This window comes from Bradyrhizobium sp. sBnM-33 (assembly GCF_032917945.1).
Classification (GTDB): domain Bacteria; phylum Pseudomonadota; class Alphaproteobacteria; order Rhizobiales; family Xanthobacteraceae; genus Bradyrhizobium.
Window position 1 is genome coordinate 767887 of the sequence record NZ_CP136624.1, and the last position, 14703, is coordinate 782589.

Consider the following 14703-nt stretch of genomic DNA (forward strand, 5'->3'; position numbering starts at 1 on the left):
GACGACTACCGCCGCCGGTGACGCTTGGCCGATCGGCCGCCGCCGACGTTGGCCATGCGCATCAGTTGCGGGACCATGCTCATCAGCTCGCCGCCGCCAGCGCCGCCGAGCATGCCCATGAAGTCACTGCCGCCAATGCCGCCGAAATTCATGCCACCGGCGTTCACGCCGTAACCCTCGGGCACATAGCCGCCGCCAAGACCGCCGCGAATGCCGCCGCCCATCATGCCGCCGAGCCCACCGCCGCCCTCCATCATGCGGCTTATCATCGGGCCCATGGTCTGCATCATCATGGCGAAGCGGCGCTTGCCCATCTTCGCCTTCATCATTTCCAGCATCGGCGCCATCTGCGTCATCATATCCTCGCCCCCGCCGATGCCGGCAAATTGCGCCTTTGCCGGCGTCGACGTCAGGGTGAACAGCAATAGCAGCGTGGCCGCCTGGCAGACGACCTTGTCAGCTCCAGTCATGGTTTCTGCTCCTCATGCGCCGCCGGCCGCGGGCGCGGCGCCGTTCGGACGCATGGGGTGAGGCTAGGAGTGGGCAGGGAGCCAATCTGTGAGAAGGATCACGCCAGCTTGTGCCGGTAACGCATGGTCACGCCGCGTTTCGTCCGAACGCCTTCTGCATGGCAAGCACGCCCTGATCCATCTGTGAGGAGACGTAGGGCGCGATCTCGTTCGGCAATACGTCGACGATCCAGACCAACCGGCTGCGCGCGTCGCCATCCGCGAACACCTGGGCCGACGCACTATAATGCCTCACACGATCGCTGTTGATTGCATAGACCAGCCGCATTCGTTCGTCGTCGCAATCGACCAGCGTCTCGCGCGCGACGGTGCCGTTAGCAAAGGTGACGATGCGCGCGTCGCCGTCGAGCTTGGTGTCAGTGACGAACCCCGGCGCCAGCCGGGTATGCAGCGCGCCGAAATCGCGCAATGCGTCCCAGACGTCGTTAGGGGAGGCGTCGAGGGGGATGTCTTTGTGGATGGAAGCCATGATGATGAGTCCTTTTGAAAGGCGATTGACGTTCAGCCGTCATTGCGAGCCGACGGGTCGCGCGAAATGCGCGCCCGATGACAGGCTCCGCGAAGCAATCCATCTCTCTGCTTGCCGTGGCATGGATTGCTTCGTCGCTTCGCTCCTCGCAATGACGTGGAGAGAGCGGGCGCCCTTACGTACAGACCGCCTCGACATTGTTGCCGTCGGGGTCGATCAAAAACGCCGCGTAATAGGTTGGGCTGTAATCCGCGCGCAGTCCCGCGCCGCCATTGTCGCGGCCGCCGGCTTTCAGGCCCTCGGCGTGGAATTGCTTGATTGCCGCATGGTCCTTGGCTCGAAATGCGACATGGGCGCCGGTGCCGGCCTTGCCCTTGTGCAAATGCAGCCAGAGCGCGGGCGCGCCTTTCGGGCCAAAGCCTGCGCCGGAATCATCCCGCGAGCACAGCACGAAGCCGAGGGGCGCGAGCGCGGCCGTATAGAAGCGCACGCTGGCGTCGAGGTCGCCGACGCGTAATCCGATATGGTCGTACATGATGTTCTCCAGTCAAAAGCGCGCTGATGTCGCGCGGCCTGGAGAAAGCCTAGCTAGTGGAGCACCAGCCGTTCTTGGAAAATCTTGCGCATGCCCCGCGATGCCTGCCGGAACTTGAGCGGCGAGGCGCCGGCGGCGCGATGGAAGGTGCGCACGAAATTCGAGAGGTCGGCAAAGCCGACGTCATAGGCGATATCGGTGATCGGACTGTCGTCGTCGGCGAGCCGCCGCGCAGCATGGCGCAGCCGTGAGCGCACCAGATATTGGTGCGGGGTGACGCCGAGCGCTTGCGAGAACAGCCGCAGGAAATGAAACGGGCTGATCCCGGCCTGCGCGGCGGCGTCCTCCAGATTGATCTGACGGTGCGAATTGGCGTCGATCCACAGCGCGGTTTCCACCGCGCGGCGGCGGTCGCGTGCCGCATCAGGGCCGGGTTTGCGCGGCTTGCCGGACACCACCTCGACAAAGCGGCTCGCCAGCACCTGGCCGATTTCGTCGAGACCGATGTCGCTGCTGCCATCTGCTGCCGCCTGCGCCAGTTCGCCGAGCACGACCAGTTCCGGCAATGGCGGCGCGGAGCCGATCTGCCAGGGCGCCCGGCTGTCGCCAATGGTTTCCACCAGCTCGGGAGCGAAGTAGAACGACAGGCATTCGTCGCCGCAGACGTGCTCGTGGGTGCAGGTATATTCGTCGCCGGGATGGCCGATCAGCACCGATCCCGCCACCAGTTCGCTGCACTTGCCGCGGCTGCGAAGGCCGAAACTGCCTTTGCGCACATAGGAGATCGAGTGGCCGCCATGCTGCTCCGGGAACGGCTTGTCGCCCGGTCCTGCCGTGCAGCGAAAGTCGAAGACGGAGATCGATTTGCGTTCAAGAAGCGTGGTCGCGATCATCCCGCCTACTTAAGGATGCGGGCGCGGCGGTGCAACCGGCAGCAGCACGTCGAACAGCGTCTTGCCGGAGGTCTGGCTGGCGCCCTCGATCGAGAGCAGCCGGCGATTGGAGATCGCTCCGCCGTGCGGCGAAATCTTGTCGGCATAATTGCCGGCTTCGAGCACGCGATGACAGGGCGCGATGATCATGAAGGGATTGCGGCCGATTGCCTGCCCCACCGAATAGACTGCGCCCGAAGCTGGAACAGCTTGGCGAATGGCGCGCGGTCGGCTAATCATGGCAGCATGATCCGGAAAAGTGGTTGCCGGTTTTCCGACAAGATCATGCTCGATACGAAAGAGCGACCCGCGGGCGTAGTTCAATGGTAGAACGGCAGCTTCCCAAGCTGCATACGAGGGTTCGATTCCCTTCGCCCGCTCCAACCCCTTCGAGAACGCGTGAGAAGCGGCCGGCCTTCCAAAAGGTCGGCAAGAACGATTATTTTTCTGATGCTTTTCCGCAAAGCCGTTCCAATCGATCGAGAAACGGCTGCTGGCTTGCGAGGATCTTCTCCCTAGCGGTGGGCAGGCTAAACCACGCTGCCCGATCAATCTCGGGGAAGTTGATGATTCGACCGCTTTGCGGAGGCCATTCCATCGCAACCTCATTGCATCTGATGGAGCTGACATCGAGATCGCCTTCAAGCGCATAGCCCCAGACGATCTTGCCGGCACGCTGTCGTACCTGGCCTAAGGACTGCAGGGAGCCGGAGGCTTCGATCCCGAGCTCTTCCGCGAACTCGCGCCGCGCTGCTACTTCCGGATCCTCTTCGCTATCTAATTCTCCCTTCGGGAGCGACCAAGCTCCCCGATCGCGGGTGCGCCAGAACGGTCCGCCGGGATGGACGAGCAGAACCTCTATGCCGCCTTTACGGCGGTACATCAGGATGCCAGCACTGGTGACCACCATCGGACTTAACCTGCGAATATCCAAATCATTCCGCAGCTGCACTGGCCGCCTTGGCCTTTTCCTGCAGAACCGCCGCGATCGCGTCGTCGACCCGCTCAAGCCAGATGAATTCCAGTTTGGAGCGGGCGCTCGCCGGTATGTCCTCGAAGTCGCGGCGATTTCTGGCCGGTAGCATCACACGGGTCAGGCCTGCAGCCGCAGCGGCGACGATTTTCTCCTTGATGCCGCCAACAGGCAACACCAGACCGCGCAATGAAATCTCGCCGGTCATGGCGGTATCGCTCCGCACTGTGCGATCCGTCAGCAGGGACGCCAGCGCGATGAACATCGCGACGCCCGCACTTGGTCCGTCTTTCGGTGTAGCGCCGGCCGGGACGTGAATTGAATGTCGGTCTTTCCAAACTGCGCGGTTTCGATGCCAAGCTGAGATGTGCGGTTCTTGACCAGGGTCAGAGCCGCCTGCGCGCTTTCGCGCATGACCTCGCCGAACTGGCCCGTCAGGATCAGCGTTCCCTTGCCGGGCGTTCGCGAAGCCTCGATAAAGAGAATATCGCCTCCGACCGGCGTCCATGCAATCCGGTCGCCACACCGGGAATGCTGGTACGCATGGCGACCTCATTTTCGAACCGAGGCGCGCCCAGAATAGTGGCGATGTCGTTCGATGAGAGGCGAACCCGATCGGTACTGCCTTCGGCGATCTGGACGGCCACGTTGCGAAGCGCCTTGCCAATCTCTCGCTCCAGATTGCGAACGCCGGCCTCTCGAGTATAGCTGCGGATGATCAGTCTCAGCGCCTCCGGATCGATCTCGGCCTGCTCCGTCTTGAGCCCGTTGGCCTGCAGTTGGCGCCGAACGAGATAGCGCCGGGCGATCTCGAGTTTTTCGTCTTCAGTGTAGCCGGCGAGACTGATGATCTCCATCCGATCCAGAAGCGGGCCGGGAACAGTATCGAGCATATTGGCGGTGGTTAGAAAGACGACGCGCGAAAGATCGAATGGAACGCCGAGATAATTGTCGCGGAACGTCGCGTTCTGCTCGGGGTCGAGCACTTCGAGCATCGCGGCGGAGGGATCGCCCTGAATCCCGCGGCCCATCTTGTCGATCTCGTCAAGCATCATCACGCAATTGCGAGCGCCCGCCTTCTTGACGGCCTGGATAATGTTGCCGGGCAGTGAGCCGATATAGGTGCGCCGATGGCCTCGGATCTCCGCCTCGTCATGAACGCCACCGAGGCTGACTCGCACGAAGGGACGCTCCATGGCGCGCGCAATGGATTGGCCCAATGATGTTTTGCCGACGCCCGGTGGACCGGCAAAGCAGAGAATCGGCGCCTTGCCGCCAGGCGCGAGCTTTCTGACGGCGAGGTATTCGATGATTCGGCTCTTGATCTTTTCCAGGCCGTAATGATCCTCATCGAGAATCCGTCTTGCCTTGACGATGTCGATCGGCTTCTCCTCAGGCAGGCCCCACGGCAGTTCGATCAACCAGTCGAGATAGCTTCGTACCATCCCGGCCTCTGCAGCTCCGTCCGTCATCCGCTCGTAGCGGCGGAGTTCCTTTCGCGCCTGGCTTTCCGCCTCGGGTGGCATGTTGGCCTTGGCAATGGCCTCGGTCAGTTCGGCTAGCTCCTGCGCCTTTCCATCACCCTCGCCGAGCTGGCGCTGAATGGTTGCCATCTGCTCGCGCAGGATTGCTTCTCTCTGACGCTGATCGAACGTGGCCTTGGTCTGCTGGCCGATCTTGTTGCTCAGCCTGAGTACTTCGATGCGTTCGGCCAAATGACGTGAGACCTTTTCCATGCGAAGGCTGAGGTCGACCGTCTCAAGAATTTCCTGCTTCTCCTGCGGCTTGATGTCCATGTATGAAGTCGCGAGGTCGGCTAGCGTCGATGGGGAAGTGGTGCCTTGCAGCACCGCGATCAATTCTTGCGCCTGCGGCAGCAATTGTGCCGCCTTGATAGCCTGCCGCTGCAGATTGAGAAAACGAGCTTCGATCTCGGGTGAGCCGGTCGTCGGCTCCGGTATGTGAAGGACGCGAGCTACCGGATACGGGGTACCCGGCAGGAAATCCAGCACGCGCATTCGCTGCACGCCTTGGCAGACGATATGGTGGCTGGCCGCGCCACGGCTTGAAAAAGTGATGGCAGCCGGCCGCAACGACGGCAATTACGGGATTGGCTCTAATGAACTCGCCAGCACGATCGTACCGGCTGTGCAGGCCTTCTTCGCCGTGCGCGATGTCGGGCGAAAGCGACCGGCTGAAGCGCGAGGTCGGAAAATTTCTCAACTCGGTGCGCGCCGCCTGAGCGGCTTTGCCAGCGAGCACGCGCCGAGCGGGCGTCTCGAAGGATGCCGGCCACAGACAGGCCTCATGGTTCTCCCGGCGATGCGAAGCATCGTCCGGAGACGCATTTGGCGCTCCTCATCATGAGGAACTTATGACGCGGTAAGCTTACGGCGCAATCGTCAACACCGCCTTCATGTTCGGATGATAGCGGCAGTAATATTCGACGCTACCGGCCTTCTTCAGCACCGACGTCACCGTCTTCTTCAGCGGCGTGGCGACATCGAAATCGCCGTTGCGCGCGGTCGCGGTGTGCGCGAACACGTCCTTGTTGATCCATTCGATGGTGTCGCCGACCTTGGCGGAAACTTCTGCCGGCGCGAATACCAGATCGTCGATCGTGATCTGGATCGTCGCCGCATGCGCCGGGACGACCGTCGCGCCCAGGAGCAGGGCAGCGATGAAAGGCAGACAGCGTCCCGGATGCATGGCGGGCTCCCTATTTCAGCTTGGTGGCGATTTGCTCGGCGTGCTGCTGGTGGCCCTGAAAAATCTTCAGGCCGGTCTGCAGCAGGCTCTTCAGCTCGGCATTGCTGGCTGACGGAATCAATTGCGTCTCCAGCGCACTGTTGACGGTCTTGTGGTAGGCGACCTCGTGGGCGACATAGGCCTTGTCGTATTCCGCTCCCTTCAGTTTGTTGAGTTCGGCAAGCTTCTCAGTGGCCTGCTTCGACAGCGTCTTGCTGGTGTCGTTGTCCTCCGGCGTCACCTTCAGCTTCTTGACGAGATCCAGCGCCTGCTTGTTCACGGCCTCGTGGTCGCGCACCATGTCTTCCGCGAATGCCTTGACGTCCTTGTTGCTGGCTTTCGCGATCGCCTGTTTGGCGGCGTTGATGTCGATCACGCCGGCGGTGTAGGCGATGTGCGCGATCTGGGGATCGGTTGGTTTTGCGCCTTGCGCCAGCGCGGCGCTGCCAAGAAGGCTCAATGCGGCGATCGCCGCGCTCAATCGTATGAACATGGTTTGATACTCCTGTGGCGCCGGGCGCGCGCTCGGCGCATGTTGGTTGCACAGGGAATTGGATGGAGAAGGCGGCTGGAGGTTCCGGAAATCGGCCTTGTCGCAGCAGTTGGGCCTGCATGGTTCGAGACGCGCGGCTTCGCTGCGCTCCTCACCATGAGGTGCCAAACCACCCTCATCCTGAGGAGCGCGCCTAGCGCGCGTCTCGAAGGATGAGGCGACCCGCCGTCAGTTGCCTCTAATACCCCAGCCGCTTCAGCACGGCGTCCGTCAGCCGCTCGCAGCGCCTGCCGGCAAAGGGGAACGCCTCCATCACCACGGGGCCGATCTTGTTCTCGACGATATCGCGCAGCATGGTGCGGGCGCGGTGCAATCGGGTTTTTACCGTCTCCGGCTTCAGCCCAAGAATCTCGGCGGTCTCTTCCACATTCATTCCTTCGATCACGCGGGTGATGAAGACGAGACGGAACGCTTCCGGCAATTCATCGATGGCGTGTTCGACGACACGCTGAATTTCACGCTGGGCCATGGATTTTTCCGGATCGTCGGCGGCAAGAGGGAACTGGATGATCTGGGCCTCCAGCGCGCCCTGCGGCAAGGAGTCCAGTTCGACGGCAGGACGCTGGCGCCGAAGGCGGCCGAGCGCCTCGTTCATGGCGATCCGCGACAGCCAAGTCGACAGGCTGGAATCACCGCGAAAGTTTTCCAGATGGGTGAAGGCACGGACATAGACCTCCTGCACGACGTCCTCGGCTTCGCCATCGTTGCGCAGGATGCCGCGGGCAAGGCGATAGAGCCTGCGGTTGTTGGCCTGCATGATGGCGCGTACCGCCGCCTCGTCGCGGGCCAGAGCGCGGCGCACCAACTCGGCGTCACCGGTATCGAGAGGCGCGATGCTCGGTATGTGGGCTTGGCGCATGATGTCCACCAATAGCAGGGTATCGGGATTGGATGCTGCAGGAGCCGGCAGGTTCCCGAAATATTTTGACCACATGGAGGGCTGCACCGAGCCTTTCAATTTTGCGATAGAAGCCATGTCGACATTCAAATTCCTCGAACCTTCGCCGCGATCTATTCTGCACGCCAATCAACCCGGGAATCGCGGAGGAAATTGAGCCTGATGGCGGAAGCAGCAAAATCACGCGCCGAGGCCACACCGGCGCTGCCGACGTGGCCGGACGAGATCTACCGCGTGCTCAAGGACACCGGCATTCGCCAGGTTGCGATGGTCCCGGACGCCGGCCACAGCCGCCTGATCCGCTCCTTCGAGGCCGATCCCGAGATTCGCGTCGTCACCCTGACGACGGAGGAAGAGGGCGTAGCGATGCTGGCGGGTGCGTGGCTCGGCGGCGAGCGCGGTGTGCTGCTGTTGCAGTCGAGCGGCGTCGGCAACTGCATCAACATGCTGTCGCTGCCGGTCATCTGCCATATGCCGCTGTTGATGATCGTCACCATGCGCGGCGACTGGGGCGAGTTCAATCCGTGGCAGATCCCGATGGGGCAGGGCACGCGTCCCTCGCTTGAAGCCATGGGCGTGATCGTGAACAAGGTCGACGAGCCTGATCTCGTCGCCTCCGCGGTGCAGGGCGCGGCGGACCTCGCTTTCAATACCTGGAAGCCGGTGGCGGTCCTGATCGGCCAGCGTGTGCTTGGCGCCAAGAATTTCAAGGAGCTTGCCCGCAAATGAGCAATCCGAACGCGCTTCTGCATCGCCGCGATGTCGTCAACGAATTGTTGCGCGACCGCGCCGAGCTTCTCGTCGTCGCCGGGCTCGGCGCGCCGAACTGGGACGTCTCGGCCGCCGGCGACCATCCCAACAATTTCCCGCTGTGGGGCGCGATGGGCGGTGCCTCAATGATCGGGCTTGGCCTTGCTTTGGCGCAGCCGAAGCGCAAGGTGCTCGTCGTCACCGGGGATGGCGAGATGCTGATGAATGTCGGCTCGCTCGCCACGATCGCGGTGGAGGCGCCGAAGAATCTCACGATCGCCGTCCTCGACAACGAGCGCTTCGGCGAGACCGGCATGCAGAAGACGCCCACCGCCTCCGGCGTTGACCTTGCCGCCATCGCGACCGCTTGCGGCATCCGCACCTCCCGCATCGTACGCACGATGGCTGAAGTGACCGAACTGCGCGACCTCGTTCATGAAGGCCGCGGAACGGCCTTTGCGCAGATCAAGATCAATCCCGAGGCGCTGGTGTTCGTAATGCCGCCAGCCGATGGCGTGATCCTGACGACACGCTTCCGGCAATCGGTGCTGGGAGACGACGCGCTGTTTAATTGAGGAGTGGCATTGCTACAAAGATCGTCATGCCCGGGGCTTGTCCCGGGCATCCACGTCCTTCATGGCCGGATCAAAGACGTGGATGGCCGGGACAAGCCCGGCCATGACGGAAAGGGAATGCGTACCCCTCGCTACGCCGTCATGTTGATCTTCCAGAGTCCTTCCTTCGAAAGCTGTTGAATCTCGGACACGATCAGCGTCGCGATCGTCGTCGTTGCGATCGACGGCGGGTGGGCGATCGGCGAGGCCAGAATCAGTTCGCGCGACACGGCGGGACTGACCGCGGCCATCTCCAGGCGGTTCGCCGCCACCTCGGTGCGGATCGCTGAGGGCGGCAGCAGCGTATAGCCGAGCCCTTCCTCCATCAGGCTGATCTGGGCGCGGTAGGAGTCGACCTCGATCATGGCGTTTAACTTCAGCTTTTCGCGCGCCAGCGCCTTTTCCAAGAGCGCCCGCAAGCCATGCGAGATGCTGGGCAGGATCAGCTTCTGCTTCACCAGCCACTTCAGATCGACCTGCTTACGCTTGTTCAAGCCGGATCCTGGCGGCCCGACCGCGACGATATCCTCGCGGCCGATCGATTGGACCTGAAGGTGGAGGTCGACCGCCGGACCATAGATGATCGCGAGGTCCATCTCCCCGCGGTGCAGCCACTCGACCAGGTGCCCGCCATAGCTCTCCACGATGCGCAGCGAGACGTCGGGAAAGTCGTTGAGGACGTGGCGGGCGAACCGTCCGGACAGGACGGCACTGACCGTCGGCACCAGCCCAAGGATGACGCGGCCCGACGGATTGCCGTTCGCCGATTTGAGGTCGTCGCTGACCTGCTCGATCTGGCGGATCAGGCCGGTGGTGCGGTCGAGCAGCATCCGGCCCGCGCTGGTCAGGAGCATGCCGCGCCCGTTGCGCACGAACAGCTCGACGCGAAGCTCGTGCTCGAGCAGCTTGATATGCCGGCTGAGCGCCGGCTGAGCAGCACGCAGCCGGTCGGCGGCCTTGCTCAGGCTTCCGAGTTCGGCTACGGCCCGGAAGGTCCGCAATTGTTTGAGATCCATCGGGTGCTCAGGGTGCCTATTATGCAAGCGATCATATGCCGTTTTCGGAATCTCCGTCCATGACCGTACCCTCAGTCAGCCCCTCGCAAGTCCGCACCGCGCTGCTGCTGCGCGAGGAAATCGCGCTGCTCGATGTCAGGCATGAGGCCGTCTTCGCCACCGGACACCCACTGTTTGCCGCCAACATGGCGGCCGACCGGATCGCGCTCGAAGCGGAGACGCGGCTGCCGCGCAAGGACGTGCCGATCGTGATCTATGACGCTGGTGAAGGCCTCGTCAGCGCAGCCGCGGATCACCTGAACGCGTCGGGCTACACCAATGTCCGCCAGCTCGACGGCGGGCTGCAGGGCTGGAAGTCGGCGGGCTATGAGGTGTTCGAGGATGTCAATTCCTACGCCAAGGCGTTCGGCGAACTGGTCGAGTCGCGCCGGCACACGCCTTCGCTCGCCGCCGAGGAAGTCGGCGCCCTGATTGCGAGCGGCGCCAACATTCAGATCCTCGATGTCCGCCGCTTCGATGAATACGCCACCATGAACATTCCCGGCTCCATCAGCGTTCCCGGCGCGGAACTGGTGCTGCGCGCCGGCCGCGCCGCGCCGGATCCCGAGACTACTATCATCGTCAATTGCGCGGGGCGCACCCGCTCGATTATCGGGACCCAGTCGCTGATCAATGCCGGCGTCGCGAACGAGGTGCGGGCGCTGCGCAACGGTACCATCGGCTGGACCCTGGCCAAACAAAGTCTCGAACACGGCAGCGACAGGCGCGGCGAGATCGGCGCCATCGAGGGCGGCGAAACCAATGCGCGCGACGTTGCCTATCGCGCCGGCGTCCGGCATATCGGATCAGAGGAAATGGCGGCGTTGCGGGAGCAGGCCAACCGTACGCTCTACTGCTTCGACGTCCGCTCGGAGGAGGAATATACGGCTGGCCATATCGCGGGTTTCCGCCATTACGCCGGCGGGCAGTTGGTGCAGGAGATCGATATGGCGGCGCCGGTGCGTGGTGCCCGTATCGTGCTGACGGACAACATGCGCGTGCGCGCCGACATGACGGCGTCCTGGCTGGCGCAGATGGGCTGGGAAACTTACGCGCTCGAAGGGGGCTACGACGCCACGCTGGAAATCGGGCCGCCGCGCCTGATCCCAAAGCCCGACCCGTCACACCGCTACCGTCGTCCCTATGAGGGCACCGATGTCAAGGAAAGCGCAATGCAGGCCTATCTCGACTGGGAATACGGCCTCGTCGAGCAGCTCCGCCGCGACGGCACGCATGGATTTTTCGTTATATGAGATCCCGTAGGATGGGTGGAGCGCAAGCGATACCCATCATTCATCCGCGCCGAAACTTGCCAACTTCTCGGCCGAATAATTCTCGCCGATCGACAGCGCGCAAATCCGCGAAAGCTGCACATAAGGAAGGCCGGTCTCCTCGGCCCATTCATTGAACTGCGCCTGCACCTTTGCGAGATCGCGCTTGGAGGTAACCGTCTCTGCAATGTCGAGCCCGGCGTCGCGCAGACACAGCACCACGTCTCGGGAGGTGACGAATCCGTCCCAGCCGAGGAAGCGCAGCATCATCTGCCCGGTATTGCCGCCGAGCCGGCTGCCGCGCTTGGCCAGCAGTTCCAGCAATCCGGCTTGATCCGACGACGGCCAGTTCGCAAGGAACTTGCCGAAACTACCGTGCTCCTTGGCGATATCCCGGACGAAGCCGGCATTGGCCCGCACCGACATGATCTTGGCGCCGTTGCGCACGACGTGGGTGTCCTTCATCAGGTCGTCCCAGAAGTCGTCCGGCTGCAGCGTCAGCGGCCCGGGCTTGAAGTCGAGAAACGCCTTCTCGAACCCAGGCCATTTGTTCTCGATCACGCTCCAGGCAAAGCCCGCCGAGAACACCCGCTTGGTCATTTCCGATAAGATTCGGTCGTCGCCGAGCTTGGCGAGCGCCTTCGGGTCCGGCTTGGCCGGCAGCAGCTTGGCGAGTGCCTTCGGCCCGCCCTTGCGCTTCTCGGTGCGGGCGCGGATGGTCTTGAATGCCGTCACGGTGCATGGCCCCATCTGGCTAATTTGAAAACCACGGCTGAATACCCGGAAAGCCCCAGTGTAGCGGATCGTCCCGGAATTCCCAGCCGGCAGCCTGGAAGGTTAACCGTCGCAGAAGTGATCGGCTGATCTACAAAGAATGGATGGCGTCCTGGCTGGATTTCGCCTAAAGCATCCCCACCTCATTTAAATCCGTCAGGCCGTGCGGCTGCGCGTCGTCAATGCGCAGCTTTTGAGTCATTTCGGTTCGAGGCGCCGTTTCATATTTCCTGGCCGACAACGCCAACCAAGGTCTGACATCTCGTGACATTACTGCCCGCAAATGCGCCGCTCGCCCGAGCTTTGGCGGAACGCAACTACGATCGGCTAACGCCGGTGCAGACGGCGGTGCTGGCCGACGACGCTGACGGCCGTGACCTGCTCGTTTCTGCGCAAACGGGCTCCGGCAAAACCGTCGCCTATGGTCTGGCGATTGGAACGAACCTGCTGGATGGCGCCGAACGATTCGAGCGGGCTGCCGCACCCCTTGCATTGATTGTCGCGCCGACGCGTGAGCTCGCGCTTCAGGTACACCGGGAACTGGGCTGGCTATATCAGCACGCGGACGCGCGCGTGGTTTCCTGCGTCGGCGGCATGGATCCGCGCCGCGAACAGCGCGAGCTGGCCGCCGGCGCTCATATCGTGGTCGGCACGCCGGGGCGGCTTTGCGACCATCTGCGGCGCGGCCGGCTCGACGTCTCGGAATTGAAGGCGATCGTGCTCGACGAGGCCGACGAGATGCTCGATCTCGGCTTCCGCGAGGACATGGAGTTCATCCTGCAGGCGACGCCGGACGACCGCCGCACGCTATTGTTCTCGGCCACCCTTCCGCGCGGCATCATTGCGCTGGCGAAGCAATATCAGCAGGAGGCCTTCCGCGTCGAAGTCGCGGGCGACGAAGGCGGCCATGCCGACATCGAATATCGCGCGATCCGGATCGCCGCTGGTGATGTCGAACACGCCGTCGTTAATATCCTGCGCTACTTCGAATCGCCGGGCACGCTGGTGTTCTGCAACACGCGCGAGGCCGTGCGGCACCTGCAGGCAACGCTGCTGGAGCGCGGCTTTTCGGTGGTGGCGCTGTCGGGCGAGTTGACCCAGAACGAGCGAACGCTGGCGCTGCAGGCGTTGCGCGACGGCCGCGCCCGCGTTTGCGTTGCGACCGACGTTGCCGCGCGCGGCATCGATTTGCCGAACCTCGACCTCGTCATCCATGCCGATCTGCCGAACGATCCGGAAGTCATGCAGCATCGCTCCGGCCGCACTGGGCGCGCCGGCCGCAAGGGCGTCAGTATATTGCTGGTGCCGCCGGCGCGGCGGCGGCGCGCGGACATGCTGCTTAAGCTCGCCGGCATCGACGCGGCCTGGGGCTTGGCGCCGCAGCCGGATGAAATACGCAAGCTCGATCAGGAGCGGCTGCTGAAGGACGATCTGCTCGCGGCTGAAACAACGCCCGAAGATCTGGCACTCGCGCAGGCGCTGCTTGCCGAACGGTCGGCGGAAGAAATTGCCGCCGCGCTGGCGCGGCTCTATCGCGCGCGGCTCCCGTCGCCCGAGGACATCGTCGATCCCGGTGAGGAGCGCATCAAATCTCGTGCCGAGCGTGCCCACGAGCGGGCCGATCGCGAGTCCGGACTCGGTTCGAAGCCGGCCAAATCTTCCGCACGCCACCGCATGACGGAGGACACCGTGTGGTTCAGCGCCGCTATCGGACGCAAGAAGAATGCCGAAGCGCGCTGGCTGCTGCCGATGTTGTGCCGCCGCGGCAGCATCAAGAAGGAAGATATCGGCGCCATCCGGATTCTCGATACCGTCACCGAATTCGAGATTTCCGCGCGCGTCGCCGACCGCTTCGCCGCCAGGGTTCGCCGTCCCGATAAGGAAGACAGCATTCGCATCGAGCCGATGACGAATTCTCCGCAGCGCGAGGAGGTTCGCGCAAAGGAATGGACACCGAAGCCGCACGGCAAAACCGCAAAGAGCTCCGACCGGGCGGGGTTTGACAAGGAAGTGCGTTACGATAGGAAGAAACCGCATCGGGACAAGCCGGCTCACGCCGGAAAACCGAGGCACGAGCGCGAGGCGCCCGCGGCGCCTGCATTCGGCAAGAAGAAAAAGAAGAAGTTTCGCGGCTGACCGGCATGACCGAGACCTCAACGGCCCGTCGCGGAGCCCGCAAATGAGGAGCCGCCATGAGCGTCTACATCGTCGCCCAATTGAAATTCACCCGCCGCGAACTCTACGACCGCTATCAATCGCGCTTCATGGGCGTGTTCAAGAAGTTCAAGGGCAAGCTGCTGGTGGCGGACGCACATCCGGTCGTGCTGGAAGGCGAATGGCCGCGCGACAAGGTCGTGATCATGGAATTTCCTGACGACGCCTCGGCAAGGGAATTTCAGAATTCCCCGGAGTATCAGGAGATCTCGGTCGATCGCAAAGCCGGCGCCGATGCCATCGTGCTGGCGGTAAGGGGTTTGTAGGATGCCCGCCTTTGCCACGTTGACTTGATCTGCGCCGGGGGGTTCCCGCGAGGCATTATGGCATTCCGGAACATCAACGAGGCCGGCTTTCGCCGAACCATTCTTGTGCTATTGCTATTGT

17 protein-coding genes, 1 tRNA gene and 1 pseudogene are annotated in these 14703 nt (G+C 63.0%); 7 read left to right on the forward strand and 12 right to left on the reverse strand.

The window, feature by feature from the left end:
- Positions 1–5: 5 nt before the first annotated feature.
- The 5 genes from RX328_RS03615 to RX328_RS03635 all read right to left on the reverse strand — a co-directional run bounded on the left by RX328_RS03615 (position 6) and on the right by RX328_RS03635 (position 2706).
- Positions 6–470 carry a hypothetical protein gene (locus tag RX328_RS03615; protein ID WP_213248794.1) on the reverse strand — a complete coding sequence of 155 codons (465 nt, stop codon included), beginning with the start codon at positions 468–470 and terminating at the stop codon, positions 6–8.
- A gap of 127 nt (positions 471–597) precedes the next feature.
- A complete protein-coding gene (locus RX328_RS03620) occupies positions 598–999 on the reverse strand; it encodes an SRPBCC family protein (protein WP_213248792.1) in 402 nt (133 codons plus the stop codon).
- A gap of 175 nt (positions 1000–1174) precedes the next feature.
- Positions 1175–1534 (reverse strand): VOC family protein, encoded by a 360-nt coding sequence (locus tag RX328_RS03625; RefSeq protein ID WP_213248790.1) that lies wholly within the window; start codon positions 1532–1534, stop codon positions 1175–1177.
- A gap of 53 nt (positions 1535–1587) precedes the next feature.
- Entirely contained in the window at positions 1588–2427 is an 840-nt protein-coding gene (locus tag RX328_RS03630) for a helix-turn-helix transcriptional regulator (RefSeq protein WP_213248788.1), read from the reverse strand.
- Positions 2428–2436: 9 nt separating this feature from the next.
- Positions 2437–2706, reverse strand: coding sequence for an MGMT family protein (locus tag RX328_RS03635; RefSeq protein WP_213248786.1), 270 nt, complete (start codon positions 2704–2706; stop codon positions 2437–2439).
- A gap of 69 nt (positions 2707–2775) precedes the next feature.
- On the opposite strand from RX328_RS03635, the gene RX328_RS03640 reads away from it, so the two are divergent.
- Positions 2776–2849 (forward strand) — tRNA-Gly (locus tag RX328_RS03640).
- Positions 2850–2905: 56 nt separating this feature from the next.
- Here the strand turns inward: RX328_RS03640 and RX328_RS03645 are convergent.
- Together RX328_RS03645 and lon are read right to left on the reverse strand one after the other, a co-directional pair.
- Complete coding sequence (locus tag RX328_RS03645) at positions 2906–3376, reverse strand: NUDIX domain-containing protein (protein WP_213248784.1); 471 nt, start codon at positions 3374–3376, stop codon at positions 2906–2908.
- 25 nt (positions 3377–3401) lie between these two features.
- Positions 3402–5490, reverse strand: a pseudogene (lon, locus tag RX328_RS03650) (endopeptidase La); the annotation flags it as partial.
- 68 nt (positions 5491–5558) lie between these two features.
- Between lon and RX328_RS03655 the strand changes: the two are divergent.
- Complete coding sequence (locus RX328_RS03655; RefSeq protein ID WP_283772340.1) at positions 5559–5681, forward strand: hypothetical protein; 123 nt, start codon at positions 5559–5561, stop codon at positions 5679–5681.
- A 146-nt stretch (positions 5682–5827) separates the two neighbouring features.
- Here the strand turns inward: RX328_RS03655 and RX328_RS03660 are convergent, their stop codons facing one another.
- The 3 genes from RX328_RS03660 to RX328_RS03670 form a co-directional block, all read right to left on the reverse strand.
- Positions 5828–6148 carry a cupredoxin domain-containing protein gene (locus tag RX328_RS03660; protein ID WP_213248783.1) on the reverse strand — a complete coding sequence of 107 codons (321 nt, stop codon included), beginning with the start codon at positions 6146–6148 and terminating at the stop codon, positions 5828–5830.
- A gap of 10 nt (positions 6149–6158) precedes the next feature.
- Positions 6159–6680 (reverse strand): DUF4142 domain-containing protein, encoded by a 522-nt coding sequence (locus RX328_RS03665; protein WP_213248782.1) that lies wholly within the window; start codon positions 6678–6680, stop codon positions 6159–6161.
- Between the two features lie 238 nt (positions 6681–6918).
- Entirely contained in the window at positions 6919–7599 is a 681-nt protein-coding gene (locus tag RX328_RS03670; RefSeq protein WP_213248860.1) for an RNA polymerase sigma factor, read from the reverse strand.
- Between the two features lie 201 nt (positions 7600–7800).
- Here RX328_RS03670 and RX328_RS03675 point away from each other — a divergent pair, with 201 nt between their 5' ends.
- A complete protein-coding gene (locus RX328_RS03675) occupies positions 7801–8367 on the forward strand; it encodes a thiamine pyrophosphate-binding protein (protein WP_213248781.1) in 567 nt (188 codons plus the stop codon).
- Positions 8364–8963, forward strand: a complete 600-nt coding sequence (locus tag RX328_RS03680) for a thiamine pyrophosphate-dependent enzyme (RefSeq protein ID WP_213248780.1) — start codon at positions 8364–8366, stop codon at positions 8961–8963. Before RX328_RS03675 ends, RX328_RS03680 begins: the two co-directional genes overlap by 4 nt.
- A gap of 131 nt (positions 8964–9094) precedes the next feature.
- On the opposite strand, the gene RX328_RS03685 is transcribed toward RX328_RS03680, so the two are convergent.
- Positions 9095–10018: a LysR substrate-binding domain-containing protein gene (locus tag RX328_RS03685; protein WP_213248779.1), complete on the reverse strand. Its 924-nt coding sequence runs from the start codon at positions 10016–10018 to the stop codon at positions 9095–9097.
- 59 nt (positions 10019–10077) lie between these two features.
- On the opposite strand from RX328_RS03685, the gene RX328_RS03690 reads away from it, so the two are divergent.
- The gene (locus RX328_RS03690; RefSeq protein WP_213248778.1) at positions 10078–11310 is read left to right on the forward strand and encodes a rhodanese-like domain-containing protein; all 1233 of its coding nucleotides are present in this window, start codon (positions 10078–10080) and stop codon (positions 11308–11310) included.
- Positions 11311–11346: 36 nt separating this feature from the next.
- On the opposite strand, the gene RX328_RS03695 is transcribed toward RX328_RS03690, so the two are convergent.
- Positions 11347–12063 (reverse strand): DNA-3-methyladenine glycosylase I, encoded by a 717-nt coding sequence (locus RX328_RS03695; protein ID WP_213248776.1) that lies wholly within the window; start codon positions 12061–12063, stop codon positions 11347–11349.
- Between the two features lie 303 nt (positions 12064–12366).
- Here RX328_RS03695 and RX328_RS03700 point away from each other — a divergent pair, with 303 nt between their 5' ends.
- Positions 12367–14238: a DEAD/DEAH box helicase gene (locus RX328_RS03700; RefSeq protein ID WP_213248774.1), complete on the forward strand. Its 1872-nt coding sequence runs from the start codon at positions 12367–12369 to the stop codon at positions 14236–14238.
- Positions 14239–14294: 56 nt separating this feature from the next.
- Complete coding sequence (locus tag RX328_RS03705) at positions 14295–14582, forward strand: DUF1330 domain-containing protein (protein WP_213248772.1); 288 nt, start codon at positions 14295–14297, stop codon at positions 14580–14582.
- Positions 14583–14703: the final 121 nt, after the last annotated feature.

Excerpts from the sequence above, each read along its gene's own strand:
- RX328_RS03660 (WP_213248783.1), bottom strand. The coding sequence starts at position 6,148 with ATGCATCCGGGACGCTGTCTGCCTTTCATCGCTGCCCTGCTCCTGGGC.
- RX328_RS03675 (WP_213248781.1), top strand. The coding sequence starts at position 7,801 with ATGGCGGAAGCAGCAAAATCACGCGCCGAGGCCACACCGGCGCTGCCG.
- RX328_RS03630 (WP_213248788.1), bottom strand. The coding sequence starts at position 2,427 with ATGATCGCGACCACGCTTCTTGAACGCAAATCGATCTCCGTCTTCGAC.
- RX328_RS03655 (WP_283772340.1), top strand. The coding sequence starts at position 5,559 with ATGAACTCGCCAGCACGATCGTACCGGCTGTGCAGGCCTTCTTCGCCG.
- RX328_RS03690 (WP_213248778.1), top strand. The coding sequence starts at position 10,078 with ATGACCGTACCCTCAGTCAGCCCCTCGCAAGTCCGCACCGCGCTGCTG.
- RX328_RS03680 (WP_213248780.1), top strand. The coding sequence starts at position 8,364 with ATGAGCAATCCGAACGCGCTTCTGCATCGCCGCGATGTCGTCAACGAA.
- RX328_RS03670 (WP_213248860.1), bottom strand. The coding sequence starts at position 7,599 with ATGCGCCAAGCCCACATACCGAGCATCGCGCCTCTCGATACCGGTGAC.
- RX328_RS03635 (WP_213248786.1), bottom strand. The coding sequence starts at position 2,706 with ATGATTAGCCGACCGCGCGCCATTCGCCAAGCTGTTCCAGCTTCGGGC.
- RX328_RS03615 (WP_213248794.1), bottom strand. The coding sequence starts at position 470 with ATGACTGGAGCTGACAAGGTCGTCTGCCAGGCGGCCACGCTGCTATTG.
- RX328_RS03645 (WP_213248784.1), bottom strand. The coding sequence starts at position 3,376 with ATGGTGGTCACCAGTGCTGGCATCCTGATGTACCGCCGTAAAGGCGGC.
- RX328_RS03685 (WP_213248779.1), bottom strand. The coding sequence starts at position 10,018 with ATGGATCTCAAACAATTGCGGACCTTCCGGGCCGTAGCCGAACTCGGA.
- RX328_RS03625 (WP_213248790.1), bottom strand. The coding sequence starts at position 1,534 with ATGTACGACCATATCGGATTACGCGTCGGCGACCTCGACGCCAGCGTG.
- RX328_RS03620 (WP_213248792.1), bottom strand. The coding sequence starts at position 999 with ATGGCTTCCATCCACAAAGACATCCCCCTCGACGCCTCCCCTAACGAC.
- RX328_RS03665 (WP_213248782.1), bottom strand. The coding sequence starts at position 6,680 with ATGTTCATACGATTGAGCGCGGCGATCGCCGCATTGAGCCTTCTTGGC.
- RX328_RS03705 (WP_213248772.1), top strand. The coding sequence starts at position 14,295 with ATGAGCGTCTACATCGTCGCCCAATTGAAATTCACCCGCCGCGAACTC.